Origin of the sequence: Burkholderia gladioli, from assembly GCF_000959725.1 — a bacterium.
In the GTDB taxonomy this organism is placed as follows: Bacteria; Pseudomonadota; Gammaproteobacteria; order Burkholderiales; family Burkholderiaceae; genus Burkholderia; species Burkholderia gladioli.
In genome coordinates, this window is the sequence record NZ_CP009323.1 from 1,287,875 (window position 1) to 1,311,962 (window position 24,088).

A 24,088-nucleotide genomic window follows, 5' to 3' on the forward strand; every position below is an offset into this window, starting at 1 on the left:
CGCTCTCTTCGCAATTTTCACCAAATTGGTGCCCCCGCACGAGCCGTCCCAAACGCCATCCGCCCGCAGCCCCTTCAGCACAAACCAACCCTGCAAACAAAGCGCGTAAGCGTGTACTGTTCTATCCGGGTGACGACGGACACAAACGCGAAACCGTAAGCGGGCATGCTGGCTTCTGCTGCACCGGGACCAGATTCGCTGGCCATCGAAGCACGCGTAACGCAGCCCCACGCGCTCCGTGACCAACCCCAGCTCTCACGCAGCCCAGCCAGGCACCGTCGCCCCGTTCCACCCGCAGCACCACCAACCCCGCGCCGAGCCCCGCTCGGCCCGGCCCCTGCTCCAAATCTTTCTCAGAGTGAGGATTACCATGCCATTCGTCACCACCAAAGATCAGGTCGAGATTTTCTACAAAGACTGGGGCCCCAAGGACGCGCAACCCATCGTCTTCCACCATGGCTGGCCCCTGTCCTCGGACGACTGGGACGCGCAGTTGCTGTTCTTCGTGCAGAAGGGCTATCGCGTGATCGCTCACGATCGTCGCGGGCATGGCCGCTCATCGCAGGTATCGGACGGGCACGACATGGACCATTACGCGGCCGACGCCTTCGCCGTGGTCGAGGCGCTCGACCTGAAGAACGCCGTCCACATCGGCCACTCGACCGGCGGCGGTGAAGTCGCCCGCTATGTCGCCAAGCATGGCGAGCCGGCCGGGCGCGTCGCGAAGGCGGTGCTGGTCAGCGCGGTGCCGCCGCTCATGCTGAAGACCGATGCCAACCCCGAAGGCCTGCCCATCGAAGTGTTCGACGGCTTCCGCAAGGCGCTGGCCGACAACCGCGCGCAGTTCTTCCTCGACGTGCCGAGCGGCCCGTTCTATGGCTTCAATCGCCCGGGCGCGACGGTTCATCAGGGCGTGATCCAGAACTGGTGGCGCCAAGGCATGATCGGCAGCGCGAAGGCGCATTACGAGGGCATCAAGGCCTTCTCGGAAACCGACCAGACCGAGGACCTCAAGGCGATTTCCGTGCCGACCCTGGTCCTGCACGGCGAGGACGACCAGATCGTGCCGATCGCCGACGCCGCGCTGAAGTCCATCAAGCTGCTGAAGAACGGCACGCTGAAAACCTACCCCGGCTTCTCGCACGGCATGCTGACGGTCAATGCCGACGTGCTCAACGCCGACCTGCTCGCCTTCATCCAGTCGTGACGCGGTAATGGAAAAGCGAGTCCGCGAACGCGTGACTCGCTTTTCTCGATACGAATTGATTTTCCGCAGCCTGGCTCGATCGCATCAATCAGGCAGGCTCGCCGCCACGCTCCGCTTCCGCGCAGACAAACTCCATCTCGACCAGCGGAAACCTGACATCCCCCGGCAACAGGAAGTCGAGCCGCTCGCGCGCCTGGAAACCGTATTTCGCATAGAAGTGCTGCCCAGTCAGCGTCGCCGTCAGTTGCAGCCGCGTGAAGCCACGCTCCCGCGCCGCCGTTTCGCTCGTCTTCATCAGCAGCGTGGCGATGCCCAACCGGGCGAATTGCGGATGCACATAAAACGCCCGAATATGCGCCGCCTCGGTGGCCGGGTCGAGACAACCCGCTTCCCGATTCGCGACGGCTTCGCCGCCGAAGGCCTTGCGCCGAAAACTCCAGCCGCCGCAACCGGCAATCACGCCGTCCGACTCGACCACGAAGTAGGTCCGATCCTCGATCAGTTTCCGGTCCACGCCGAACAGCGCGCCGATCGAGAGCCTGCGCTGCTCGTCGGAATACTCGCGCATCATCAGCTCGGTGACGGAATACTCGATCAGCGCCTCGATCGAGGGAATATCCGAGAGTTCGGCATGGCGTGTTTGAAGCTGATTCATCGCGTCTCCTTCGAGATAGCCGGGACTGAAAGTGCCACCGTCGATCTTGTTCCCTTTCGGCGCGCTCCGGCTCACCCCACCCGAAACCCCGCCGCCCCCGCCGCCGCCAGGCTCGCCTCGAACCTGCCGCCATCTCCGCCCAAGGCCACCGTGGCCCGCTTCGCGCCCGCCAGCAAGGCCCTCACCGCCTCGGCCAGGATCGGCGGCAGATCGAAGCGCCCCTTCGGTCCCGACATCGTCAGCGCGCCCACCAGCTCGCCGCTGGACCCGAACACCGGCGCCGACACCGAAGCCGTTTCCGGATCCCGCTCGCCGCGCGACACCGCCCAAAGCTGCTCGCGAACCTCGGCCAGCTTCGGCTGGTGCTCCGTGAAGGCCCGCAGCACCTTCCCCGACGCGCCCTTGTCGATCGGAAACTCCTCGCCCACGCGCACCGCCACGCGCACCGAACGCGCCGGCTCGACGCGATACAGCACCAGGCGCTTGTCGTCCTGCCGCACGTAGAACGAGGCCGTCTCGGCCAGGTCCTGGCTCAAGTGCTGCAGGATCGGCTCGATCACCGGTCCGACCGCGAACGATCGCTGGTACAGCGCCGCCAGCCGCAACGGCGCCGGCCCGATCGCGTACTGCCCGTCGGGCAGCCGGCGAATGAAGCCGCCATGCTCGAGCGCCGCCAGCAACCGCAGGATCGTGCTCTTGTAGAGCGCCGTGCGGCGCGACAGCTCGGCCAGCGTCAGGCGATCGTCGCCCGGGCCGAACGCCTCGAAAATCGCGAACGCGCGATCGAGCACGGCCACGCCGCTCGAATTCGCATCCACCGCCTCCTGCGCGGAGCCTGCTTCGTCTTCCATCACCCGCCCGATCCTTTCGAGATTGATACGTCGCACACTCTATCGTTCTGCCTGATAGAACACAAGATCCAGGATTTTCGCGAAATTGCGGGTTAACACGGCTTAAAACAGTACGCTCGCGCTCCTATAGTTCCACCTGATAGAACATTGATCTATCAGACAGAACGCAATCAAGGAGCCGCACCATGACGACATCGTCCCCAAACCGCGTGCTGGTCAGCGAGGTCGGCCCTCGCGACGGCCTGCAGAGCATCAAGCGCGTCATGCCGACCGAGGCCAAGCTGCGCTGGATTTCCGCACTGGCCGCGGCCGGCCTCAAGGAGATCGAGGTGGGCTCCTTCGTACCGCCGCGCCTTCTGCCGCAGATGGCTGATATCCAGGAGGTGGTCGCGCATGCGCTGTCGATCCCGGGCCTGCACGTGGCCGTGCTCGCGCCCAACCTGCGCGGCTCGCAGCACGCCTTCGAGGCGGGCGTGCACAAGCTCACGCTGCCGGTCTCGGTGACCGACGAGCACGCGATGGCGAACATCCGCAAGACCACCGCGCAGTTGATCGACGAAGTCCGCCAGATCGTCGCCTTGCGCGACGCGCGCTTCCCCGGCATCACGATCGAGGCGGGCGTCTCGGTCGCCTTCGGCTGCACCCTCGCGGGCACCGTCAGCGACGACCAGACCCTGCGCATGTGCCTGGCGATGGCCGAGGCAGGCGTCGACGAGATCGGCCTGTCCGACACCAGCGGCTACGCGAATCCCGCCCAGGTCCGCCGCATGTTCAGGCGCCTGCAGGCAGAAGTCGGCAGCAAGGCCGGCGGTGCCCATTTCCACAACACGCGCGGGCAGGGCCTGGCCAACGTGGTGGCCGCGCTCGACGCGGGCGTGACCACCATCGACGCGAGCCAGGCGGGCCTGGGCGGCTGCCCTTACGCGCCCGGCGCCACCGGCAACATCGTCACCGAGGACCTGGTGTTCCTGCTGGAAGCGATGGGCTACGACACCGGCATCGACGTCGACGCGCTGGTGGCGGCCCGCGCGATCCTCGCCGAGGCACTGCCCGGCGAGGCGCTCTACGGCCATCTGCCGGACGCGGGCCTGCCCAAGGGCTTCGCCTATGCCGACGGCCGCGCCCCGAGCGCGCCGCAACCCGAAGCCTGCCTGCTGGGAGTGTCGCAATGAGCCAGCAGCCCGAGCGGTCGCTGCCCTACGAGGGCCTGCGCGTGGTCGAGATGACCCACATGGTGATGGGCCCGACCTGCGGCATGGTGCTGGGCGACCTCGGCGCCGAAGTCGTCAAGATCGAGCCGATCGCCGGCGACAGCACGCGCGCGCTGCGCGGCTCCGGCGCCGGCTTCTTCGGCACCTTCAACCGCAACAAGAAGAGCCTCGCGGTGGACGTGAAGGACCCGCGCGGCCAGGAAATCGTGCATCGATTGCTTGGCAGTGCAGATGTGTTCAGTGAGAACTTCAAGAGCGGCACCATGGAGAAACTGGGGCTGGGCTACGCCCATCTCTCGAAGCTCAACCCGCGCCTGGTCTACGTCTCGCACAAGGGTTTCCTGCCCGGCCCCTACGAACATCGCACCGCGCTCGACGAGGTGGTGCAGATGATGGGCGGCCTGGCCTACATGACCGGCCCCGACGGGCGCCCGCTGCGCGCCGGCACCAGCGTCAACGACATCATGGGCGGCATGTTCGGCGCGATCGGCGCGATGGCGGCGCTGGCGCAGCGCGAGCGAACCGGCCGCGGCCAGGAGGTGCAAAGCGCGCTGTTCGAGAACAACGTGTTCCTGGTGGCCCAGCACATGATGCAGTTCGCCGTGACGGGCAAGGCCGCGGCGCCGATGCCGAACCGCATCTCGGCCTGGGCCGTCTACGACGTGTTCACCGTCAAGGACGGCGAACAGATCTTCCTCGCGGTGGTATCGGACACGCAATGGCAACTGTTCTGCGACGCGTTCGGCTTCGCCGACCTGAAGGCCGACGCAAGCATCGCCACCAACAACCAGCGCGTGCAGGCGCGCGACTGGCTGCTGCCGCGACTGCGCAGCCACATGGAAGCGCTCGAGGCGGCCGAGATCAGCTCGATCTTCGAGCGCATCGGCCTGCCCTATGCGCCGATCACCCGGCCGCACGAGCTGTTCGACGATCCGCATCTGCTCGCCACCGGTGGCCTGGCCGAGGTCACGCTGCCGGCCGATGCCAGCGGCGCCGGTCAGCCGGTCGCCACGCGCACGGCCCTGCTGCCGCTGACGCTGGACGGCGAGCGCCTGCGCCTGCGCGCGGCGCCGCCGGCGCTAGGCCAGCACACGCAGGCGCTGCTGCAACAGATCGGCTACCGCCCGGAGGAGATCCGGCAACTGAACCAGGCCGGCGTGGTGCGCTGCACCGAGCCACACCTCGGCGACGCGCCCGCCGCTTCGGATAACGAACTGGCCAGCGCCTGACACCGATACGCATCACACGAGAAAGCGGCCGAAGCGCGATCGCATGCGCGCTTCCGGCCGTCCAAACGATACTGGAGACGCCATGGTTTCGATCTCGCGGGACATGACACGCACCCTCACCCCGGCGAACGCCTCGCTCGAGCAGCAGGCGGTGAGGAAGGCGGCGTGGCGGTTCATTCCGCTGCTCTCGCTCGCCTATTTCTTCAACTACCTCGATCGCACCGGGGTCGGCTTCGCGGCGCTGACCATGAACCGCGACCTGGGCCTCACGGCCACGCAGTTCGGCTGGGGCGCGGGCATCATGTTCGCCGGCTATTGCGTGTGCGAGGTGCCGAGCAATCTCGCGCTCTACCGCTTCGGCGCGCGGCGCTGGCTGGCCCGCATCATGATCAGCTGGGGCTTCTTCGCGGCGGCCACCGCGCTGGCCACCGGGCCAAACAGCTTCTACCTGATCCGGCTGCTGCTCGGCATCGGCGAGGCGGGTTTCTTCCCCGGCGTGGTGTTCTTCCTCGCGGTCTGGTTCCCGGCGCACTACCGCACCCGCGTGCTGGCCTGGTTCACGGTGTCCACGCCGCTGTCCTCGCTGGTGGGCGGCCCGCTGTCCACCTGGCTGCTGCAGATGGACGGCAGGCTCGGCATCGCGGGCTGGAAGTGGATGTTCATCGTGGAAGGCCTGCCGGCCTGCCTGCTCGGCTTCCTGGTGCTGCGGCTGCTGGCCGACAAGCCGGCCGACGCGAGCTGGCTCTCGCCCGACGAGCGGCAGGCGCTGCAGGCCGCCTTCGATCGCGAACAGGGCGCGAGCGGCAAACGCAAGGACTTCCGCGCCGCGCTGCGCGACCCGCGCATGTACGTGCTGGCGCTGATCTCGTTCGGCTTCACGATGGGCTCCTACGGCATCGGCATCTGGCTGCCGCAGATGCTCAAGGCGCACGGCATCGGCCTGGCCGCGACCGGCTGGATCTCGGCGATCCCCTACTTCTTCGCCACCATTGCCCTGCTCGCGTGGGCCCGGCACGTGGACCGGCGCGGCGGCCACATCACCCACCTCGCGGTGGGGCTGCTGATCGGCGCGATCGCGCTCGGCGTGTCCACCTGCTTCCAGCACCTGCTGCCGGCGATGACGGGCATCACGCTGGCCCTGATCGGCACCATCGCCGGACGCACCATCTTCTACACGCTGCCGGCGCGCTTCCTGTCGGGCCAGGCGGCCGCGGGCGGCTTCGCGCTGATCAACTCGATCGGCGCGCTGGGCGGCTTCGCCGGCCCCTACCTGGTCGGTTATCTGAAGGACGGCTTCGGCACCTTCTCGTCCGGCATGATCGGCCTGGCCATCGTGCTCGGCATCACGACCCTGCTGACGCTGTCGCTCCACGCCTTCCACCGCGAATCCTGAGATCGTGACCATGAGCCATCCCCCTCGCTTTTCCGCGCGCCGCCGTCGCCTGCTGGGCGCGGCCGCCGCCTCCACCCTGCTGCCCGCGCTCGCGTCGCGGCCGGGTTTCGCCAAGGAGAACCCGCCCCCGATGAATCCCTCCAGCAACTACCTCCCGGTGCGGGCCGACTGGCTGGCCTCGGGCACCGAGGCGGCGCTCGAACCCGGGCTGCCGATCATCGACGCGCATCATCACTTCTACGAGCGCCCCGGCTGGACCTACCTGCTCGACGAATACCTGGCCGACGCGCGATCGGGCCACGACATCACGGCTTCCGTCTACATGCAGGCGCTCACGCGCTATCGCCAATCGGGCCCGGAAGCGTTGCGCCCGGTCGGCGAGATCGAATACGTGGCGGGCGTGACCGCGCCGCTGCAGCACGGCAAACCGCAGGTGGCCAAGGGCATGGTCGGCTACGCGGACCTGCGGCAGGGAGCGGCCGTGCGCGAGGTGCTGGAGGCAGAGCTGGCCGCCGGCGACGGCCGCCTGCGCGGCATCCGCCACCTGGTGACCTGGGATGCCGATACCACGCTGGCCAATCCGCTGACCGGCGCGCCGCGCGGCTTGCTGCTCGACCGCCGTTACCAGGAAGGCATCGCGCAACTGGCGCCGCTGGGGCTGTCCTACGATGCCTGGCTGTTCTTCCCGCAACTGCCGGAATTGTTCGAGCTGGCCAAGGCGCATCCTGAGCTACCGATCATCATCAACCATTGCGGCGGCGTGGTGCGGATCGCCAGCTACGCGGCGCATCGACAGGATGTGTTCGAGCAGTGGTCGCGCTCGATGCGCGAGCTGGCGCGCCTGCCGAACGTGCACGTGAAGGTGGGCGGCCTGGGCATGCGCATCAACGGCTTCGACTTCGAGAAGGGGGAGCGCCCGCCCTCGTCGATCGAGCTGGCCGCGGCCTGGAAGCCCTGGATGCTCGCCTGCATCGAGATGTTCGGCGCCGAGCGCTGCATGTTCGAGAGCAACTTCCCGGTCGACAAGGGCTCCTATCCGTTCAGCAACGGCTGGAATGCCTTCAAGCGGCTGACCGCGGATGCCGGGGCCGACGAGCGCGCGGCGCTGTTCCGCGGCACCGCGGCGAAGGTCTATCGACTGGGCTGAGCCGCTTCGTGGCTCCATGATTCCGGCACCGCGTGGCGCTCAACAAGCGCCACGCGCGCTCCTATACTGGCCGGCAATCCCTTCATGCAATATGCCGAACCCAGGAGCCCTTGCCGTGAAAGACACGCTCGTCGTCCGTTACGTCACCCCCGCCGACTTCAACGCCTGGCTGCCGCTCTGGAACGGCTACAACGCGTTCTACGGCCGCGTGGGCGAGACGGCGCTGCCCAGGGACATCACCGAGCTGACCTGGCGCCGCTTCTTCGACGGCTACGAGCCGATGCACGCGATGGTGGCGGAATCGGCGAGCGAGATCGTCGGGCTGGTCCACTTCCTCTATCACCGCCACACCACGCTGGCCGGCCCGATCTGCTACCTGCAGGATCTCTATACGCTGGCCTCGGCGCGCGGCAAGGGCATCGGGCGCGCGCTGATCGAGGCCGTCTATCGCGAGGCGAGGCAGGACGGCGCCGAACGCGTCTACTGGCAGACGCACGAAACCAACCAGACGGCGATGAAGCTTTACGACCAGCTCGCCAGCAAGTCGGGCTTCCTGGTGTATCGCCACGCGCTTTGAGCGCGCGCGGCGGCGGGCGCGCCGTGCATCGAGCGCCCGCGCGCCTGTCATGGGGCGCTGCCCCTATCGCCCGGCCTCCACCACCTTCAGCCGGGCCGCGCCGGGCGGCGCGTCGCCGGCCGCCTGGTTGCGCGCGCTGCTCACCGACAGGTAGCGCATGCAGCACACGCGCAGGAACGAGGCGAAGTTGAGCGGCTCCTCGCCGCGCAGCGCCACCAGCTCGTCATGCAGCTTGGCGGCGAACTGGCTGGTGGTCATGTCCTCGCGATTGGCGATCTCCTGCAGCACGTCCCAGAACAGGTTCTCCAGGCGCACCGTGGTGACCACCCCGTGTATCCGGATCGCGCGCGTGCGCGATTCGTAGAGGATGGGATCCGCGTTGATGTAGACACTGCACATGCGAACAGTCTCCTTGGGATGGGCCCGCGCCGCTCACAGCTCGCGCCGCTTGATGCGCCCGGCGATATGGTCGGCCTGGCGGATCGCCAGCGTGACGATGGTCAGGGTCGGATTCTCCGCCGCGCCGGTGGTGAACTGGCTGCCGTCCGAGATGAACAGGTTGGCGATGTCGTGGGTCTGCCCGAAACCGTTGCAGACCCCGTCTTCCGCGCGCGCGCTCATGCGGGCCGTGCCGAGATTATGCGTCGAAGGATAGGGTGGCACACGATAGACCGTCTTCGCGCCCGCCGCCTCGTAGACGGCGCTGCCCTGCCGGAAACCGTGCTCGCGCATCGCCTCGTCGTTGGGGTGGTCGTCGAAATGCACGTTCGCCACCGGCAGGCCGTATTGGTCCTTCACCGCGTGATTGAGCGTGATGCGGTTCGAGGCGCGCGGCATGTCCTCGCCGACGATCCACATGCCGGCCGTGTAGGGATAGGCATCCATGGCCTGGGTGAAATCGCTGCCCCAGGCGCCCGGGTTCAGGAAGGCGGCATAGAAGGGCAGGCCCAGCGAGATGGTCTCCATGTGATAGCCGCCGGCGAAGCCGCGCTTGGTATCGAACCGCGCCTCGTCCTCGATGATGCCGGCCATGGTGGTGCCCTTGTACATCTCCACCTTCTTGTCGAACACCGCGTAGACCGAGCCGGTGGTATGGCGCATGTAGTTGCGCCCCACCTGCCCCGAGGAATTGGCGAGCCCGTCCGGGTAGCGGCTCGAGGCCGAGGCCAGCAGCAGCCGCGGCGTCTCGATCGAGTTGCCGGCCACCGCCACCACGCGCGCCTTCTGGCGCTGCAGGCGGCCCTTGGCGTCGTAGTAGAGCACGGCGCTCGCCTTGCCGTGCGCGTCGTGTTCGATGCGCGCCACATGCGAGTTCGGCCGCAGCTCCATGTGGCCGGTGGCCTGCGCCTTCGGGATCTCGGTATAGAGCGTCGACCACTTCGCCCCGAAGCGGCAGCCCTGGAAGCAGAAGCCGCGCTGATAGCAGTGGCTGCGATCGTCGCGATTGGTGCTGTTGATCGCCATGTGGCCGGTATTGCACTCGCGATAGCCGAGCTTGCTAGCGCCGGCGTGCATCACCTTGAAGTTGTTGTTGCCGGGCAGGCCCGGCCAGCCGTTGGTGCGGGTCACGCCCATCTTCTTCTCGGCGCGGTCGTAGTAGGGATCGAGTTCCTCGCGCGTGACCGGCCAGTCGAGCAGCGAGGCGCCCTCGATCGCGCCGTAGTGAGTACGCGCCTTGAACTCGTGTGGCTGGATCCGCAGGCTCGCGCCGGCCCAGTGCGTGGTGGTGCCGCCCACCGTCTTGCAGATCCATGCCGGCAGCGTGGGAAAGTCACGCGCCACGCGCCAGGAGCCCGAGGTGGTGCGCGGGTCGAGCCAGGACAGCAGGTGGAAGGCGTCCCATTCCTCGGTCTTGAAATCGGCCTGGGTGTTCAGCGAGCCGGCCTCCAGCACCACCACGTCGATACCCTGCTGCGCCAGCTCGTTGGCGAGCGTGCCGCCGCCCGCGCCGGAGCCGATGATCACCACCACGTTGCCGTCGTCATGCGAAAAGCGCTTGCCAGCTTGTTGCGTTGCCATGTCGGTTCTCCCAGGGGTCAGGCTGCCGGAACGGGACCGCTGTCCTGCGGCGCGGGATCGGGCAGCCAGCTCAGGTCGTCGAAGCCCTTGAACAGGTAGCCCCCGTCGCCCTCGGCGGCGCCGTAGCCGAAGTGCTTGTAGGCCAGGCCGTTGCTGTAGAGCGAGACCACCGCCGTGCTGCGCACCGTCTCGAAGAACGGCGTGCCGGCGAGCGCGGCGGTGTCCTTGGCCTGCGCGGCGCCTTCCTGTTTGCTCCAGTCGCCGTCGGCCGCCTTCGCGTCGAGTTGCCTGACGCCATCGGCGAGTTGCCGACGCGTGGCGGCATCCTTGCGCGCCTTGGCGTCGAGATCCTTCACCACCAGCGCGTAGACGGCATCGTCGAGCGACGGATGCGGGTAGATCTGTCGCGTCAGCGCCAGCAGCACCGCGCCCTGGTGCATGTCCAGGCCTTGCAGCTCCAGGGCCCAGACCCGGCTCGGCGCCAGCGCCGCCAGCGACGAGGACAGCGCCAGCGTGCCGATCAGCACGCCGCTTCCCTTGAGCAGCTCGCGGCGCGTGAGCGCGATACGCCGCGGGCCTTCCGCTTCGGCCGGCCCCTGGCGGGCGATGCCGATGGTTTTGCCTTTCATGTGCGTCTCCTTGATTGCGGGCACGGTGTTGCTTGTTGTTGGTCTTGTTCTGATGCGGTGATGCGGTGATGCGGTGATGCGGTGATGCGGTGATGCGGTGATGCGGGCCGCTTGCCGATCAGCGGTAGTGGCCGTGTCGTTCCAGTACCTCGATCTTGTAGCCGTCCGGATCCTCGATGAAGAAGAAGCGGGCGATCAGTTCGCCCCGGCCGTCGCGGAACTCCTTGAGATCCTTCGGCTGCATGCCGAGCGAGATCAGCCGCGCGCGCTCGGCGGCCGCGTCGTCCACCACGAAGGCGACATGGCCGTAGCCGTCGCCATGCGTGTAGGCCGGCTCGCGGCCCTTGTTCCAGGTGAGCTCGAGTTCGGCCTCGGCCTCGGCATTGCGCAGGTAGACCAGCGAGAAATCGTCGAAGTCGAGCCGGTGCGAGGGCAGCAGCCCGAAGGCCGCCTCGTAGAACGCGAGCGAACGATCGAGCTCGCGCACGCGCACCATGGTGTGGATCAGCTTGGCCATGCGGTGCTCTCCTGGAGGCGCGATGCACATGCCGGGTAAGGCGTGGAAGCGCGCCGGCGCGCGCGTGAAGTCGGTGCCGTTGCCGCGGCGCATCGGCCGGCGATGATGGGGTGGCGTCTTGCCATGTCTGGCTCCTTGGCGTGAATGGAAGGGCGGGCCGTCACGCGCGCCTCACTTCGGCCCGAGCGTGACGATGTAGGCGGCGAGGTCGTCGATGTCCTGGTCGGACAGGCCCTGCGCCATCGACTGCATCATCTGGGCGGTGCCGCCGTTGCGCTGGCCGCTCTTGTAGGCGCGCAGGGCGGCGGCCAGGTAGGCCGCGTTCTGGCCGCCGATCTTCGGGAAGGCGGGCGAGGTGGGCAGGCTGCCGTTCGCGCCGTGGCAGGCCACGCAGGCGCCGAACCGGGCCTGGCCCTGGGCGGGATTGCCTACCGCCTGCGCGCCGCCGGCCGCGCCCAGGCAGGCGAGCGCCAGCAGGGCCGGCGCGAGCCGTCGAGACGATGCACACGAAATACCTGAAGCCGCGCTGCGACGAATTCGAATCATGCTTTGTCCTGTTCTCGTGGGGATGGGCCATGCATGAACGCCAGCGTAGCGAGCGCGGCCGCGGGGCTGGTAATACATGGCTAAATCCTGCCTAGGGGTTTCCCGCATGAACGTGTCGCACGCGCCGGACCTTGCTGCGCAGCAGCGAGGCTGCGTGTTTGCCCCGATGTCCGGCAGGGTAGTCTCCTTCTAAGATTCTGGATACAGAGTTCGGCATTCCGTAGACGAATAATCGAACCACCTCCCCAACCGTCGAGACAGTCCCCAGGAAGGCAGCGCGATGAAGATGCCGGAGTTTCTGTTTGGCCGATCCCCCCGCCACCAACACGAGGCCTCGTTCCTGCTCGGCGAAACCGGTTTTTCCTTCCCGCGGGCCGCGCGTCCCGCCGCCCCGCTCGATGGCTGGATGCAAGGGGTGCTGCCCGAAGCGGCGCGCGAGTTGCTCGCGCGGCACGGCATGCCGGTCGATGGCGAGACGCTGGACTGCCGGTGCCTCGATCGCGACGAATTGGGCGAGATCGAATCCGCGTGGCTGCTGCTACGCGCGGCCCCGGGCCTATTGTCGATCGTGGTGCGCGACGCGCGCGCCTGCGAGCCGGCGCGCCTGCGCGAGGACATGGCGCGCGCGGTGGCCCGGGCGCAGCGCTATCGAGCCTCGGCCGCCATCGTGTTCGTGCAGGAAACACCGGCCGACGAGGCGCCGCGCCATCCCGATGCGCTGCGCCTCGCCTTCGGCAGCGACGCGACGCCTTCCGATCGCCTGCATGCGGGCACGCCCGAAGCCGGCCTTTCCACCTGGTTCGGCCGCCTCTCTCCCCGCCGCGCCAGGCAATAAGCCCCTTTCCGCCACCCCCCCTTTCCTCCCTGCGGCGTCGCGCGGCATGCGCGACGCATGGCCCGGCCATGCTGGTAAGCTACGGTATTCTGTATCCACCGATGCCGTGACCATGCCAGCCAAACTCGTGAAAATCCAGGCGCGTACCGACTACGTCGACGAGGTCTATCGCGTCCTGCTCGACGCGATCAGCGAAGGCTCGATCGCGCCGGGTACGCGTATCGTCCAGGAGGAGATCGCCGAGCAGCTGGCCGTGTCGCGCTCGCCGGTGCTGCAGGCGTTCCGGCTGCTCAAGAAGGACGGGCTGGTGGAGGATGCGCCGGGCCGCGGCCTGCAGGTCGCGCCGCTCGACGCCGAGCGCATCGGCCATCTCTACGAGCTGCGCGGCGCGCTCGACAGCCTGGCCGCGCGCCTGGCCGCGCGCAAGCAGGTCAAGCTCGACAAGTCGCTGATCGCCAACGGCCGCAAGCTCTCGAAGGGCAACGACATCAAGGCCATGATCGAGGCCGACATGGCCTTCCACAGCGCCATCTACGCGGCCTCGGGCAATCCGCTGATCGTCGACAACGCGCGCCTGCACTGGATGCTGCTGCGCCGCGTGATGGGCGCCGTGCACCAGGTGGTGGGCCAGCGCAAGACGGTGTGGGACGAGCACGCCGCGATCGCCGAGGCGATCGCGGCCGGCGACGAGGAACTGGCCGCGCGGCTCAGCGTGCAGCACACCGAATTCGCGCGCGAGAACCTGGTGCGCCACATGAGCGAAGCGGTGGCCTGATCGCGCGCGGCTGCTGCCACGCGCCCGCGCTTCAGCGCCTCGGCGAATTCACCAGGCTCGGCGGCACCAGCAGCACCAGCGCGCCGCCGACGAGCAAACTGACCGACAACACCAGCACCCCCGCCCCCGCCGAGCCTGTCGCGTTCTTGATCACGCCAATCAGCGACGGGCTGACCACCCCCGAGATACTCCCCACCGAATTGGCCAGCGCCAGGCCCGCCGCGGCCGCGGCACCGCCCAGGAAGGCCGGCGGCAGCACCCAGAACTGCGAGATGGTGGTCATCACGCCCATCGTGCCGATCGTCAGGCCGATCATGGCCAGCACGGTGGAATTCGCGAACAGCACGCTGATCGCCAGCCCGATCGCACCCGCCAGCCCCGGCACGATCAGATGCCAGCGCCGCTCGCCATGGCGGTCGGAGCTCTGGCTCACCACGATCATCGCCACCGCGCCTGCCGCGTAGGGCACCGCCGTGAGCAGCCCGACGTCGAGCGGATCCGACACGCCGCTGGCCTTGATCAGGGTCGGCAGCCAGAAGCTCACGCCGTACAGGCCCATGGTGTAGAAGAAGTAGATGCCGCTGACCAGCAGGATCTTGCGGTTCAGCAGGCCGTCCATCACCGAATGCAGCGCGCTCCTGGGCGCCTCCTCGCGCAGCTTGCGCTCGATCGCGGCCTTCTGGCCGTCGTCGAGCCAGCGCGCGTCCTGGATCCGGTCGTCGAGGAAGAAGAAGGCGATCACGCCGAGCACGATGGTGGGCAGCCCCTCCAGCAGGAACAGCCACTGCCAGCCGGCCAGGCCGTGCGCGCCGCCGAGCTGGGTCATCAGCCAGCCCGACAGCGGCCCGCCGATCACGCCCGACATGGGGATGCCCGTCATGAACAGCGCGGTGACCTTGGAGCGCCGCGAGGACGGGAACCAGTAGGTCAGGTAGAGCACGATGGCCGGGAAGAAGCCGGCCTCGGCCACGCCGAGCAGGAAGCGCATCACGTAGAACTGCATCGGCGTGTGCACGAACATCATGCCCGCCGACAGGAAGCCCCAGGTCACCATGATCCGCGCGATCCAGCGGCGCGGGCCGACCCTCAGCAGCAACAGGTTGCTCGGCACCTCGAACAGCAGGTAGCCGATGAAGAACACGCTCGCGCCGAAGCCGTAGATGGCCTCGTTGAAACCGAGATCGCCGAGCATCTGCAGCTTGGCGAAGGCGACGTTGATGCGGTCGAGATAGGCGGCGAGGTAGCAGAGAAACAGGAACGGCACGAGCCGCAGCGTGGCTTTCGCGAACGCCGAGGACTCGCCGCCTTCGAGGAAGGCGGCCTGGCTGGGGGAATTCATGCTTGTCTCCTGAGGGGCCTTGCGGTTGCCGCGGCGGCGCGCCCTTTGCGGGTCTGTCTGCGCCGCCCGGTGCTCGGCCGAAGCGGCGTGCGGCCGCCTCGGCAATCGGGACGACTCGCGCGCGTCAGTCGAACATGTCGTGCTGGGTGGCGAGCAGGTCGTTCCAGATGGTCTGGAAATGCAGCCAGCCGATGTAGTCGCTGCCGACGTGCTCGCGGCTGTAGCGCGCGCGCTCCGGCGTGACCTCGCGCGGCACGATGCCGGTGGCCTCGATCATCAGTTGCTGCTGGCAGCAGCGCTCCAGCGCGATGAACCAGAACGCGGCCGAGTCGATGCTGTGGCGGCTCGCGGTGAGCAGGCCGTGGTTCTGGTGGATCGCCGCCTTCACGCCGGCGAAGGCATTGGCGACCTTGTTGCCGCCCTTCACCTCCACCGCCACCTTGCCGGCCTCGTCGCCGATCACCACGTGGTCCTCGTAGAACGCGGCGGCGTCCTGCGAGATCGGCGCGAGCGGCTTGCCGAGCGAGGCGAAGGCGGTGCCATGAACGGTATGCGCGTGGCACATCGCGACGATGTCGGGATGCTGCTCGTGCACCGCGGCGTGCAGCACGAAGCCGGCGCGATTGATCGCGTACTCGCCCTCCACCACGGTGCCGCGATGATCGGCGCAGATCAGGTTCGAGAGCTTCACCTGCGAGAAATGCACGGCCATCGGGTTGGTCCAGTAAAGGCCCGGATGCTCGGGATCGCGCACCGTCAGGTGGCCGGCGAAACCGTAGTCGAAACCCTGCAGCGCGAAGGCGCGGCAGGCGGCCACCAGGCGCTCCTTCAGATGGCGGCGATGCGCGTCGAGCGAATCGAACTCGGGCAGCTCGGGGAAGATCAAGCCCTCCTGCTCGGGCTGGTAGATCGACACCTTGCCGGGCTTCAGGATCGATTCGGCGGGACGTTCTGCGACCGTGGACATGGGACTGCCTCCTTCAAAGACCTTGATTGAAAAAAAACGGCACGGACCGGGTCCGATCCCTTCATGCTCCGCGCCGCTCGATGCGTTGACAAACGATGGCTGTTCATACAAACATGAATCCCGTTCATACCTGGAGGCGTGCATGAGAAGGATCCCGAACTTCGTACTGCTTAGAGCCTTCGAAGCGACCGCGCGGCTCAAGAGCTTCACGCGTGCCGCCGAGGAGCTGCACCTCACGCAGTCGGCGATCAGCCACCAGGTGCGCGAGCTCGAGGAGCACGTCGGCCGCCGGCTGCTGACGCGCCGCCACCGCGCGGTCGAGACCACGCCCGAGGGCGCGCGCCTGCAGCACAATCTTGCGCGCGTGTTCGACGTGATCGAGGCCGCCTGCGACGAGGTCAGCCTCGCGCCCGCCGCGCAGGTGCTGGCACTGCACAGCGCGCCGAGCTTCGCGGCCAAGTGGCTCGGCCCGCGCCTGCCGCAGTTCATGCGCGACCATCCCGACATCACGATCCGCCTGTCCTCGGGCGCCGAGCCGATCGACCTGCGGCGCGATCGCGAGATCGACGTGGCCATCTCCTATGGCCGGGCGATCGAAGCGCCCGAGCTCGTCACGCTGGCCATGGGCGAGGAACGCATCGCGCCGATGTGCTCGCCCTCCCTGCTCGCGCCGGGCGCGGAGCCGCGCGAGCTGATCCGGCGCCTGACGCTGATCGATTCGCAACTGAGCCGCATCGGCTGGGCCGACTGGTTCGCCGGCAACGGGCTGGTGCTGCCGAGCCGCGCCCGCCCCTCCTTCGATCGCGCCGCGCTGGCCTTGTCGGCGGCCGTCGACGGGCTGGGCGTCGCGCTCGAAACCACCCGCCTGGCCGAACGCGAACTGTCGCGCGGCGATCTCGTGGTGCTCGGCGAGGACAGCTTCGTGCCGCTCCATCGCGCCACGCACTTCCTCTCCTACCGCGAGGACGAGCGCGATACCGACAAGGTCCGTCGCTTCGTCGACTGGCTGCTCGACGCGGCGCGCCTCGCCACGTCCTGAGCCAGCGTCGCGCGATCGCCTCTTCATCCGCTCATGGCGCCGCGCCCTCCACTTCCAGCACCGCCCGCAACTCCGCCACCAGATGCGCATGCGCGCGATGCGTATGCAGCTCCGACAACTGCGCCGCGCGTTCGGCCTCGCCGGCCTCGATCGCCTCGGCGATCGCCGCGTGCTCGTCCCAGATCGAGGCGCGCTGGCCGGATACCTGCAGCATCGCCCCCATCACGCGGCGCAGATGCACCCAATGCACGCGCGCCGTCTCCCCGATCAGCGGATTGCCCGAAGCCGCGTAGACGCCGAAATGAAAGGCCATGTCCGCGTCGATCATGGCGCCCATCTCGCCTTGCGAGGAAGCCAGCCGCCCGCGCGCGAGCAGCCCCGCGTCGAGCCGCGCCCCGCGCCGCGTGGCCAGCCTCGCCGCGAGCGAATCGAGCGTGCCGCGGATCTCGTAGAGATGGCTGAGCCAGCCCGCGTCGAGCGGCGCGATCAGCACGCCGCGTCCCGGCGCGTCCTGCACCAGCCCGTCCTTCTTCAGGAGGCGCAGCGCCTGCAGCACCGGCGAGCGCGACACCGCCAGGCGCTCGGCGATCTCCTCCTGCGTGATGCGCGTGCCCGGCGCCAGCGTGCCGTCGCAGATCGCGTCGGCCAGCGCCTGGTAGACGGCGTCCACGTAGTCGGTTCGCGTCGGAATCCTCAGCAGCTTCGATGCCATGTGTGCCTCCTTGCCGAGCGACCGCCGACGACGAGCCGGCGAGGGAACGACGGGCGTTCAGAGGTCGAGCACCAGATGCGTGCCGATCGGGCGCGAGACGCAGGCCGTCAGGTATTCGCGGCGCTCGTCCTCGCCGAGGATGAAGTCGTTGTGCTCGACCTCGCCCTCCAGGTAGCGCAGCTTGCAGGTCGCGCAAAGGCCCGCGCAGCACGAGGTGGGCACGGCCACGCCGGCCTCGCCGAGCGCGTCGGCCAGGCTTTGCCCGGGCCGCAGCAGGATCACCTGCCCGGTGCTGGCGATGCGTACCTCGCATTCGCCGGCGCCGGCAGCCTCGCGCTTCGGCAGCTCGGGCGCCTTGAAGTGCTCGAAGTGCACGCTGCCCTTCGGCCAGTGCGCGGCGGCCTCGGCGCAGGCGGCCATGAAACCGGCCGGCCCGCAGTAATAGAGCTGGGTGCCCGGCTCCGGCTCGGCGAGCAGGCGCGGCAGGTCGATCCGCTGGCCGTCGGGGCCGTCGTCGAAGTGATAGTGCAGCCGGCCGGCACGCCGCATCGCTTCGAGCTCGGCGCCGAAGGCGGCGGCCTCGCGGCTGCGCGCGCAGTAATGCAGCGCAAAGTCGATGCCGCGGCTTTCCAGTTCATGCGCCATCGCCTTGAGCGGCGTCACGCCGATGCCGCCGGCCAGCAGCAGCACCTTGCGCGCCCCGCCCGCCAGCGCGAAATGATTGCGCGGGCGGCTGACCGTGACGAGGTCGCCGGCGCGCAATTGCTCGTGCACGGCACGCGAGCCGCCGCGCCCGCTCTCGTCCTTGAGCACCGCGATCAGGTAGCGGTGCCGCTCGCCCGGCGCGTTGCACAGCGAATACTGGCGAATCAGGGCCGGCTTCAGGTGGATGTCGATATGCGCGCCGGCCTCGAAGGGCGGCAGCGCCTCGCCGGTGGGGTGCCTCAGTTCGTACGAATTGATGCCGCGGCCTTCGTAGCGGATCTGCCCGACGCGCAGCACCATCGTGCCGCCGGCCGCCGCATCGCTCGCGGCTTCTCCGGCGTCCGTCACGACGCGTTCGGTTTCTGCGATTTCCATGTGATGTCCTCGAGGAGCGAACGGCCGGCCCGTGCCTTGCCGTTCGCGATGCGTCCCGGCCTCAGCGCTTGAGCGAGCCTTCGAGCTCGTCGAAGCGGCCGCGGACGAATTCGGCGCGAGCCTGGCCCGTCATGCTCTCGCTCTGCGTCAGGATCTCGATCACCGACTTCAGCACCTGGCGCCGGCGCCTCACTTCCTCCTCGACGGTCTCGCCCTCGGCGATCTCGAACACGTTGCCCGAGCAATAGCTGTTCGGCGCGCCGGCCATCTCGCGCAGCCACTCGGCGAAACCCCGCGCCGAGGCGGCGGGATTGGTGCCGCGCACGGCGTCGCGCAGCAGCTTGCGGAACTGGTAGAGCCCGGCGTCGAAGCGGGTCGGATGTTCGAGCGCATGCACGGCGATCGGGCGCTGGCTGATGATGGCCTCGTAGTCGCCGGGCGCGTATTGCGCCTGCTTGTAGTTGGGGCGCTCCCGGTGGTTGGACGGGATCGGCGGCAGGTCCTCGAGCTTGTAGTTGCCGAAGCGCTCGGGCCGGCGCAGCGCCACCTGGCCTTCCAGGAAGTCGATCGACTCGTAGCCCACCAATTCCTTGTTGCCGACGCCGCGCGTGTCGATGCCGGGGCCCATCACGCGCCAGCCGATCATCTTGCTGTTCTCGTCGTCGACCGGCACGGTCCAGCGGATGATGTGGAAGCGGCTGAACAGCTTCTTGCGCGAGCCGTCCTCGGACGTGTAGGCGTGCAGGCTCAGGTTCGGCAGCACCTGGTGCTGGACCCGCACGAACAGCTTGTCACGGTCGACGCGGCGCGCGCCGGCGCAGGCCAGGCTGCGGCCGCCCTGCACCGGCACGAAGTTCATGTCGGGCGCGACCTCCATCGAGGCGGCCCCCACCTCGTCGAAGGTGGTGCCCTGGTAATGGCCGCCCACCACGTTCTTGCCCGCGTGCAGCGCGGTGGGGTGGTAGTTGTCGGCGGCGTTGTCCTGCACCTGCAGCCAGTTGCAGTGCTGGAAGTTGCTGTAGGGCACCAGCTCGTCGCCCTCCAGCACCGTGAAATCACCCTCCCATTCCGGGAACGGCGGCTCCTCCTCGGGCGGCCCCATGTAGGCGAACACCAGCCCGTGGCGCTCGATCGCCTTGTAGGCGCCCTGCCGGATCGAGCAGGCGAACTTCTCGGCCTCCTTCTCCTCGCCCTTCGGGAAGGGCACGTGCAGGCAACTGCCGTCGACGTCGAACACCATGCCGTGATAGCAGCACATGATGCCGTGCTCCTGGATCGCGCCGTATTCGAGCGAGGCGCCGCGGTGCACGCAATGCGCATGCAGCACGCCGACCCGGCCGCTGCCGTCGCGGAAGGCCACCAGTTCCTCGTTGAGGATCTTCAGGAAGCGCGGCGTGTCGGTCAGCTCGATCGACATGCAGACGGGATGCCAGAAGCGCCGCATGAATTCGCCCATCGGCGTGCCGGGGCCGGTTTCGGTCAACTCCGGATCGTGCTCGGGCACCTTGTTGGTGTAGTAGCCGCCGTAGGGAATCAGTTTCTTCGCGACCGGCGCCGCGCCGCCCGCGCTGCGCTGCTCGTCCAGTTTGTCCGACTTGACGCTCATGACTTGCTTCCTCCAGTGATTGACGGGACTTGCCGCTGTTTGAATTCTGAACTCTGTATACAGAGCGTAGTATTCCGAATCCGCGATGTCTCTATGGGTAAACACGGAGCAGGTCGAATCGCAGCTTGTGAAAGGCGGATGAAAAGCGACGGATCCCGGTGGCCCGGGCCGGTCTTGACGGCGGATTGGATGTACCTACAATCCTTGAATCGCGATCGCAGCAGGCCCCGGAATCCGCCATGCCCTCCCCGAACGGCAACCGCCCCAACCAGGCCAGGCTCTGGCGCGAGCCCGGTTTCGCCGACGCGGAACTGCTCAGCGCCAGCTACCGCACCCACCGCTTCCCGCGCCACGCGCACGACGCGTTCGCGATCGGCGTGATCGAGCGCGGCGCGCAGGCCTTCCTCGATGGACGCGGCCGGCGCGCGATCATGCCGGCCGGCAGGCTGTGCGTGATCAATCCGGGGCAGCTTCACGAAGGGCGGCCGGCCGGCGAGGATGGCTGGGACTACCGCATGGCCTATATCCCGAGCCAGGCCCTGCTCGAGCTGCTGCGGCGGGCCGACGAAGGCTTTCGCGGCGAACTGCATTTCCCCGAGCTGGTGATCGACGACGCGCCTACGCTGCGCCTGTTCCTCGAAGCGCATCGCTGCTCCGAATCGTCCGACGCGAGCCGGCTGGAAAAGACCTCACGCCTGAACGCCGCCGTGTTCCAGCTGATCGGCCGGCACGCCAGCCTGGCGCCGACGCCGCCCGCGGCGGCCCTGCCCGGCGCCGTGAAGCGCGCCCGCGACTACCTCGATGCCCACCTGGCCGAGAACCCCACGCTCGACACGCTGGCCGGGGCCGCCGGCATGAGCCCATATCACCTGCTGCGCGAATTCCGCAAGGCGATCGGCGTGGCGCCGCATGCCTGGCTGGTGCAGCGCCGCGTCGAGCGCGCGCGTCACCTGCTGCTGCGCGGCCTGCCGTTGCGGCAGGTGGCGATCGAGGTCGGCTATTGCGACCAGGGCCACCTGAGCCGAGAATTCCGCCGCTTCTTCGGCGTGCCGCCCGGCCTCGCTCGCCGCTGAAATCCGCAAGATTGTCCAAAGCGGCCGGCATCGCGCCGGCCATGCTGCGCCTTTCGAACCATCGGCCCGAGGAGGTCCACCATGATCGATCTGCGCAGCGATACCTGCAGCCGCCCCACGTCCGCCATGCGCGAGGCGATCGCCTCGGCCGAGGTGGGCGACGACGTCTATGGCGACGACCCGAGCGTCAAGGCGCTGGAGCGCGAAGTCGCCGAATTGCTCGGCAAGGAGGATGCCGTCTACATGGTGACCGGCACCATGACCAACCAGGTCGGCATCCGCGCGCATACCGAGCCCGGCGACGCGGTGCTGTTCGACCAGCAGGCGCATGTCTACATCCTCGAAGGCGGCGCCCCGGCCGCGATCTCGGGCGTGCTGCCGCGCCTGCTGCCCGGCCAACGCGGCATCTTCACGCCGGAGGACGTGGCAAACGTGCTCGGCGTGTCGCATCGCTTCTTCCCGGCCACCATTCCGGCGCCGCCGAAGCTGCTGTGCCTGGAGAACACGCACAACCTCGGCGGCGGCAAGGTCTGGCCGCTCGACTCGCTGAAGGCCGTCTGCGAGCTGGCGCGCTCGCGCGGCCTCGCGCTGCACCTGGACGGCGCCCGGCTCTGGCACGCGACGGCCGCCACCGGCATTGCGGAAAGCGAATACGCGAGGCACTTCGATTCGGTCAGCGTGTGTTTCTCGAAGGGATTGGGCGCGCCGGTCGGTTCGGCGCTGGCCGGCTCGCGCGAGTTCATCGCGCGGGCGCGCCGCTTCAAGCAGCAGATCGGCGGAGGCTTCCGGCAGGCCGGCATGATCGCGGCCGGCGCGCTGCATGCGCTGCGCCATCATCGCGAGCGGCTGGGCGAGGATCACGAACATGCGCGGCTGCTGGCCGAAGGCATCGCCAGCCTGCCCGGCATCGCGCTCGATCCCGCCACGGTGGAAACCAATATCGTGCGCTTCGGCGTCAGCTCGCTGCCGGCCGGGCGCTTCGTCGACGAACTGCATGCGCGCGGTCTGCATGTGCTGCCGTCCGGCACCGACGGCGTGCGCGCGATTCCCTACCTGAACATCACCCGCCGGCAGATCCAGGAAGCGATCGGCATCATCGCCTCGGTGGCCGAGGCCCACGCGGGCAGCGCCGGCACGATGGGCGGCCGAGCCGTGCAGGCGGGTGGCGCAGGGTACTGAGAAGAAGGGGAATCGATCGAGCCGCCGTCCGCTTCAGCGGCGCATCCCGAGCTGCTGCAATTCCTCGTCGCTGAACAGCCGCGAACGCGTCAGGAAGCGCATGCCGGTCGGTTGCTCCAGCGAGAACATGCCGCCGTTGCCGGGAATCACGTCGACGATCAGTTGCGTGTGCTTCCAGGATTCGTACTGGCTGTCGCTCATGTAGAAGGACATGCCCTCGATCGACCCGAGGCAGACGTCGGAGCCGCCTATGATCAGTTCGCCATCCTGAAGGCACATCGGCGCGCTGCCGTCGCAGCAGCCGCCCGACTGGTGGAACATCAGCTTGCCGTGCTTCTCGCTGAGCGTCTGGATCAGCTTGCGGGCCGCGTCGGTGGCAACGACGCGTTGCGGCAGTTCGGACATGGCGATCTCCTCCGGTGGACACGGCGCCGCGAGAGGCGGCTCCGATGCGGGTTCACTGGCCGATGCCGACGAGATAGGCGCGATCCTCGTCGGGCATGGCCTGCAGCCAGTTCGCCTCCTCGCCGGGCTCGGGCAGTACCCTGCCGTACTCGACCATCTGCGAAGGCGGCACATCGGCAATGTACACCCAGACGGCGCGCGGCTCGGCCTGCGCGGCGCGCGTCACGAGCTCGACGATCGCGTCGAGCAGGCGCCGCTTCTGCTCGGCGTTGCGGCCCGCACGGATCTGCCCGTTCACGTGGATCTGGTCCGACTTCAAGGGACGGCCGCCGAGGAAGTGATCGCCCTCGGCGATCGGCACGAAGATCACCTGCGCGAAAAAGCCCTGCGCGCCGGTGGCCCGGCTGTGCGCCTCGGTGATGCCGGCCGCGATCCGCGCCTTCTGCTGCGCGTCGAGGCGGCCTGCCGCCGCCGATACGACATAGGTTGGCATGACGTACTCCCGATTTCCCGATAGATGGATGTAGCTGCATCTTTCTAGCCATATGATCAGATCGATGCCGATTGGTTGTAGCTACATCTCATGTTACGGTCCGCCGCGCCGGACAGACAGGCGGGGTTAACCCGCCATCCTCGCGCGCGCCTACTTCGCGTCGCTGGCGGCCTGCTGCAGGGATTCGAGCGCCTGCAGCAGGCGCTTGTTGGCGGGGCCCTTCATGAACTTGCGCACCTCGTCCTCGACCTTGTCCTGCGCCTCGCGCCAGTAAGGCTCGGCGCCGCGCAGCTTGGCGATGCCGCGCTTGCTGAGCCGGGCAACCTTGAAGCGCGCGTCCTCGTCGGCCGAGGTATCGACCCAGCCGGCCTCGATCAGGATCTTCAGGTTGCGGGAGATGGTGGTCTTGTCGAGCGCGGCCTCGGCGGCGATCTCGGTGTAGGTGGCCGCACCGAGCCGCTCCAGCGCGCGCAGCAGGGAGAATTGCGTGATCTTGAGGCCGGCGGGACGCAGCGCGTCGTCGTAGACGCTGGTCAGCGCATTGGCCGAGCGCCGGAATTGCGTGCAGTAGCAGTCGGTGAACATGGTCGGCGGGCGCGGCAAT

The 24,088-nt window shown here is 68.2% G+C and carries 26 protein-coding genes; 11 read left to right on the forward strand and 15 right to left on the reverse strand.

Annotated elements, in window-relative coordinates:
- Positions 1 to 370: 370 nt before the first annotated feature.
- Positions 371 to 1,207, forward strand: coding sequence for an alpha/beta fold hydrolase (locus tag BM43_RS22660; RefSeq protein WP_017919115.1), 837 nt, complete (start codon positions 371 to 373; stop codon positions 1,205 to 1,207).
- Between the two features lie 88 nt (positions 1,208 to 1,295).
- Here BM43_RS22660 and BM43_RS22665 read toward each other — a convergent pair whose 3' ends face one another.
- Positions 1,296 to 1,937, reverse strand: coding sequence for a GNAT family N-acetyltransferase (locus BM43_RS22665; protein ID WP_133167851.1), 642 nt, complete (start codon positions 1,935 to 1,937; stop codon positions 1,296 to 1,298).
- Positions 1,934 to 2,713: an IclR family transcriptional regulator gene (locus BM43_RS22670; RefSeq protein WP_036048949.1), complete on the reverse strand. Its 780-nt coding sequence runs from the start codon at positions 2,711 to 2,713 to the stop codon at positions 1,934 to 1,936. Before BM43_RS22670 ends, BM43_RS22665 begins: the two co-directional genes overlap by 4 nt.
- Before the next feature lie 185 nt (positions 2,714 to 2,898).
- Here BM43_RS22670 and BM43_RS22675 point away from each other — a divergent pair, with 185 nt between their 5' ends.
- The 5 genes from BM43_RS22675 (at position 2,899) to BM43_RS22695 (ending at position 8,270) form a co-directional block, all read left to right on the forward strand.
- Positions 2,899 to 3,885, forward strand: a complete 987-nt coding sequence (locus tag BM43_RS22675; RefSeq protein ID WP_036048948.1) for a hydroxymethylglutaryl-CoA lyase — start codon at positions 2,899 to 2,901, stop codon at positions 3,883 to 3,885.
- Complete coding sequence (locus BM43_RS22680) at positions 3,882 to 5,153, forward strand: CaiB/BaiF CoA transferase family protein (protein ID WP_036048947.1); 1,272 nt, start codon at positions 3,882 to 3,884, stop codon at positions 5,151 to 5,153. Before BM43_RS22675 ends, BM43_RS22680 begins: the two co-directional genes overlap by 4 nt.
- Positions 5,154 to 5,235: 82 nt before the next feature.
- On the forward strand, positions 5,236 to 6,546 hold the full coding sequence (locus tag BM43_RS22685) for an MFS transporter (RefSeq protein WP_036048946.1): 1,311 nt from the start codon (positions 5,236 to 5,238) through the stop codon (positions 6,544 to 6,546).
- 10 nt (positions 6,547 to 6,556) lie between these two features.
- A complete protein-coding gene (locus BM43_RS22690) occupies positions 6,557 to 7,693 on the forward strand; it encodes an amidohydrolase family protein (protein WP_036048945.1) in 1,137 nt (378 codons plus the stop codon).
- A 91-nt stretch (positions 7,694 to 7,784) separates the two neighbouring features.
- Entirely contained in the window at positions 7,785 to 8,270 is a 486-nt protein-coding gene (locus BM43_RS22695; RefSeq protein WP_042284906.1) for a GNAT family N-acetyltransferase, read from the forward strand.
- A 63-nt stretch (positions 8,271 to 8,333) separates the two neighbouring features.
- Here BM43_RS22695 and BM43_RS22700 read toward each other — a convergent pair whose 3' ends face one another.
- From BM43_RS22700 to BM43_RS22720, 5 genes are all read right to left on the reverse strand, one after another.
- Positions 8,334 to 8,669, reverse strand: coding sequence for a ribbon-helix-helix domain-containing protein (locus tag BM43_RS22700; RefSeq protein WP_013699603.1), 336 nt, complete (start codon positions 8,667 to 8,669; stop codon positions 8,334 to 8,336).
- A gap of 33 nt (positions 8,670 to 8,702) precedes the next feature.
- Entirely contained in the window at positions 8,703 to 10,289 is a 1,587-nt protein-coding gene (locus BM43_RS22705; protein ID WP_036048943.1) for a GMC family oxidoreductase, read from the reverse strand.
- 17 nt (positions 10,290 to 10,306) lie between these two features.
- Positions 10,307 to 10,918 (reverse strand): twin-arginine translocation signal domain-containing protein, encoded by a 612-nt coding sequence (locus tag BM43_RS22710; RefSeq protein ID WP_036048942.1) that lies wholly within the window; start codon positions 10,916 to 10,918, stop codon positions 10,307 to 10,309.
- Positions 10,919 to 11,036: 118 nt separating this feature from the next.
- On the reverse strand, positions 11,037 to 11,435 hold the full coding sequence (locus tag BM43_RS22715; protein WP_025099385.1) for a VOC family protein: 399 nt from the start codon (positions 11,433 to 11,435) through the stop codon (positions 11,037 to 11,039).
- A 171-nt stretch (positions 11,436 to 11,606) separates the two neighbouring features.
- Positions 11,607 to 11,981: a c-type cytochrome gene (locus tag BM43_RS22720; protein WP_080742070.1), complete on the reverse strand. Its 375-nt coding sequence runs from the start codon at positions 11,979 to 11,981 to the stop codon at positions 11,607 to 11,609.
- Positions 11,982 to 12,261: 280 nt separating this feature from the next.
- Here BM43_RS22720 and BM43_RS22725 point away from each other — a divergent pair, with 280 nt between their 5' ends.
- Both BM43_RS22725 and BM43_RS22730 read left to right on the forward strand, forming a co-directional pair.
- The gene (locus BM43_RS22725; protein WP_036048941.1) at positions 12,262 to 12,816 is read left to right on the forward strand and encodes a hypothetical protein; all 555 of its coding nucleotides are present in this window, start codon (positions 12,262 to 12,264) and stop codon (positions 12,814 to 12,816) included.
- A gap of 112 nt (positions 12,817 to 12,928) precedes the next feature.
- The gene (locus BM43_RS22730; RefSeq protein ID WP_029950650.1) at positions 12,929 to 13,591 is read left to right on the forward strand and encodes a GntR family transcriptional regulator; all 663 of its coding nucleotides are present in this window, start codon (positions 12,929 to 12,931) and stop codon (positions 13,589 to 13,591) included.
- Between the two features lie 31 nt (positions 13,592 to 13,622).
- Here BM43_RS22730 and BM43_RS22735 read toward each other — a convergent pair whose 3' ends face one another.
- Both BM43_RS22735 and BM43_RS22740 read right to left on the reverse strand, forming a co-directional pair.
- Positions 13,623 to 14,930: an MFS transporter gene (locus tag BM43_RS22735; protein ID WP_036048940.1), complete on the reverse strand. Its 1,308-nt coding sequence runs from the start codon at positions 14,928 to 14,930 to the stop codon at positions 13,623 to 13,625.
- A gap of 124 nt (positions 14,931 to 15,054) precedes the next feature.
- Positions 15,055 to 15,897, reverse strand: coding sequence for a class II aldolase/adducin family protein (locus BM43_RS22740; protein ID WP_025099389.1), 843 nt, complete (start codon positions 15,895 to 15,897; stop codon positions 15,055 to 15,057).
- A gap of 142 nt (positions 15,898 to 16,039) precedes the next feature.
- Here BM43_RS22740 and BM43_RS22745 point away from each other — a divergent pair, with 142 nt between their 5' ends.
- On the forward strand, positions 16,040 to 16,936 hold the full coding sequence (locus tag BM43_RS22745) for a LysR substrate-binding domain-containing protein (RefSeq protein WP_036048939.1): 897 nt from the start codon (positions 16,040 to 16,042) through the stop codon (positions 16,934 to 16,936).
- A gap of 31 nt (positions 16,937 to 16,967) precedes the next feature.
- On the opposite strand, the gene BM43_RS22750 is transcribed toward BM43_RS22745, so the two are convergent.
- The 3 genes from BM43_RS22750 to BM43_RS22760 all read right to left on the reverse strand — a co-directional run bounded on the left by BM43_RS22750 (position 16,968) and on the right by BM43_RS22760 (position 20,334).
- Entirely contained in the window at positions 16,968 to 17,648 is a 681-nt protein-coding gene (locus BM43_RS22750) for a GntR family transcriptional regulator (protein WP_036048938.1), read from the reverse strand.
- Between the two features lie 57 nt (positions 17,649 to 17,705).
- On the reverse strand, positions 17,706 to 18,728 hold the full coding sequence (locus tag BM43_RS22755) for a PDR/VanB family oxidoreductase (RefSeq protein ID WP_042284901.1): 1,023 nt from the start codon (positions 18,726 to 18,728) through the stop codon (positions 17,706 to 17,708).
- Between the two features lie 61 nt (positions 18,729 to 18,789).
- Positions 18,790 to 20,334: a Rieske 2Fe-2S domain-containing protein gene (locus BM43_RS22760; RefSeq protein ID WP_036048936.1), complete on the reverse strand. Its 1,545-nt coding sequence runs from the start codon at positions 20,332 to 20,334 to the stop codon at positions 18,790 to 18,792.
- Between the two features lie 239 nt (positions 20,335 to 20,573).
- Between BM43_RS22760 and BM43_RS22765 the strand changes: the two genes are divergently transcribed.
- Positions 20,574 to 21,407 (forward strand): AraC family transcriptional regulator, encoded by an 834-nt coding sequence (locus tag BM43_RS22765; protein WP_025099394.1) that lies wholly within the window; start codon positions 20,574 to 20,576, stop codon positions 21,405 to 21,407.
- 81 nt (positions 21,408 to 21,488) lie between these two features.
- Positions 21,489 to 22,586, forward strand: a complete 1,098-nt coding sequence (locus BM43_RS22770; RefSeq protein ID WP_063769145.1) for a threonine aldolase family protein — start codon at positions 21,489 to 21,491, stop codon at positions 22,584 to 22,586.
- 33 nt (positions 22,587 to 22,619) lie between these two features.
- On the opposite strand, the gene BM43_RS22775 is transcribed toward BM43_RS22770, so the two are convergent.
- The 3 genes from BM43_RS22775 to BM43_RS22785 all read right to left on the reverse strand — a co-directional run bounded on the left by BM43_RS22775 (position 22,620) and on the right by BM43_RS22785 (position 24,069).
- Positions 22,620 to 22,991 (reverse strand): DUF779 domain-containing protein, encoded by a 372-nt coding sequence (locus BM43_RS22775; RefSeq protein WP_036048934.1) that lies wholly within the window; start codon positions 22,989 to 22,991, stop codon positions 22,620 to 22,622.
- A gap of 52 nt (positions 22,992 to 23,043) precedes the next feature.
- Positions 23,044 to 23,484 (reverse strand): tautomerase family protein, encoded by a 441-nt coding sequence (locus BM43_RS22780; RefSeq protein WP_036048932.1) that lies wholly within the window; start codon positions 23,482 to 23,484, stop codon positions 23,044 to 23,046.
- 150 nt (positions 23,485 to 23,634) lie between these two features.
- Positions 23,635 to 24,069 carry a MarR family winged helix-turn-helix transcriptional regulator gene (locus BM43_RS22785; RefSeq protein WP_013699612.1) on the reverse strand — a complete coding sequence of 145 codons (435 nt, stop codon included), beginning with the start codon at positions 24,067 to 24,069 and terminating at the stop codon, positions 23,635 to 23,637.
- Between the last annotated feature and the right edge of the window lie 19 nt (positions 24,070 to 24,088).

Coding starts and splice junctions, on each gene's coding strand:
- BM43_RS22660 (WP_017919115.1), top strand. CDS start 371: ATGCCATTCGTCACCACCAAAGATCAGGTCGAGATTTTCTACAAAGAC.
- BM43_RS22670 (WP_036048949.1), bottom strand. CDS start 2,713: ATGGAAGACGAAGCAGGCTCCGCGCAGGAGGCGGTGGATGCGAATTCG.
- BM43_RS22675 (WP_036048948.1), top strand. CDS start 2,899: ATGACGACATCGTCCCCAAACCGCGTGCTGGTCAGCGAGGTCGGCCCT.
- BM43_RS22680 (WP_036048947.1), top strand. CDS start 3,882: ATGAGCCAGCAGCCCGAGCGGTCGCTGCCCTACGAGGGCCTGCGCGTG.
- BM43_RS22685 (WP_036048946.1), top strand. CDS start 5,236: ATGGTTTCGATCTCGCGGGACATGACACGCACCCTCACCCCGGCGAAC.
- BM43_RS22690 (WP_036048945.1), top strand. CDS start 6,557: ATGAGCCATCCCCCTCGCTTTTCCGCGCGCCGCCGTCGCCTGCTGGGC.
- BM43_RS22695 (WP_042284906.1), top strand. CDS start 7,785: ATGCCGAACCCAGGAGCCCTTGCCGTGAAAGACACGCTCGTCGTCCGT.
- BM43_RS22700 (WP_013699603.1), bottom strand. CDS start 8,669: ATGTGCAGTGTCTACATCAACGCGGATCCCATCCTCTACGAATCGCGC.
- BM43_RS22705 (WP_036048943.1), bottom strand. CDS start 10,289: ATGGCAACGCAACAAGCTGGCAAGCGCTTTTCGCATGACGACGGCAAC.
- BM43_RS22710 (WP_036048942.1), bottom strand. CDS start 10,918: ATGAAAGGCAAAACCATCGGCATCGCCCGCCAGGGGCCGGCCGAAGCG.
- BM43_RS22715 (WP_025099385.1), bottom strand. CDS start 11,435: ATGGCCAAGCTGATCCACACCATGGTGCGCGTGCGCGAGCTCGATCGT.
- BM43_RS22720 (WP_080742070.1), bottom strand. CDS start 11,981: ATGATTCGAATTCGTCGCAGCGCGGCTTCAGGTATTTCGTGTGCATCG.
- BM43_RS22725 (WP_036048941.1), top strand. CDS start 12,262: ATGAAGATGCCGGAGTTTCTGTTTGGCCGATCCCCCCGCCACCAACAC.
- BM43_RS22730 (WP_029950650.1), top strand. CDS start 12,929: ATGCCAGCCAAACTCGTGAAAATCCAGGCGCGTACCGACTACGTCGAC.
- BM43_RS22735 (WP_036048940.1), bottom strand. CDS start 14,930: ATGAATTCCCCCAGCCAGGCCGCCTTCCTCGAAGGCGGCGAGTCCTCG.
- BM43_RS22740 (WP_025099389.1), bottom strand. CDS start 15,897: ATGTCCACGGTCGCAGAACGTCCCGCCGAATCGATCCTGAAGCCCGGC.
- BM43_RS22745 (WP_036048939.1), top strand. CDS start 16,040: ATGAGAAGGATCCCGAACTTCGTACTGCTTAGAGCCTTCGAAGCGACC.
- BM43_RS22750 (WP_036048938.1), bottom strand. CDS start 17,648: ATGGCATCGAAGCTGCTGAGGATTCCGACGCGAACCGACTACGTGGAC.
- BM43_RS22755 (WP_042284901.1), bottom strand. CDS start 18,728: ATGGAAATCGCAGAAACCGAACGCGTCGTGACGGACGCCGGAGAAGCC.
- BM43_RS22760 (WP_036048936.1), bottom strand. CDS start 20,334: ATGAGCGTCAAGTCGGACAAACTGGACGAGCAGCGCAGCGCGGGCGGC.
- BM43_RS22765 (WP_025099394.1), top strand. CDS start 20,574: ATGCCCTCCCCGAACGGCAACCGCCCCAACCAGGCCAGGCTCTGGCGC.
- BM43_RS22770 (WP_063769145.1), top strand. CDS start 21,489: ATGATCGATCTGCGCAGCGATACCTGCAGCCGCCCCACGTCCGCCATG.
- BM43_RS22775 (WP_036048934.1), bottom strand. CDS start 22,991: ATGTCCGAACTGCCGCAACGCGTCGTTGCCACCGACGCGGCCCGCAAG.
- BM43_RS22780 (WP_036048932.1), bottom strand. CDS start 23,484: ATGCCAACCTATGTCGTATCGGCGGCGGCAGGCCGCCTCGACGCGCAG.
- BM43_RS22785 (WP_013699612.1), bottom strand. CDS start 24,069: ATGTTCACCGACTGCTACTGCACGCAATTCCGGCGCTCGGCCAATGCG.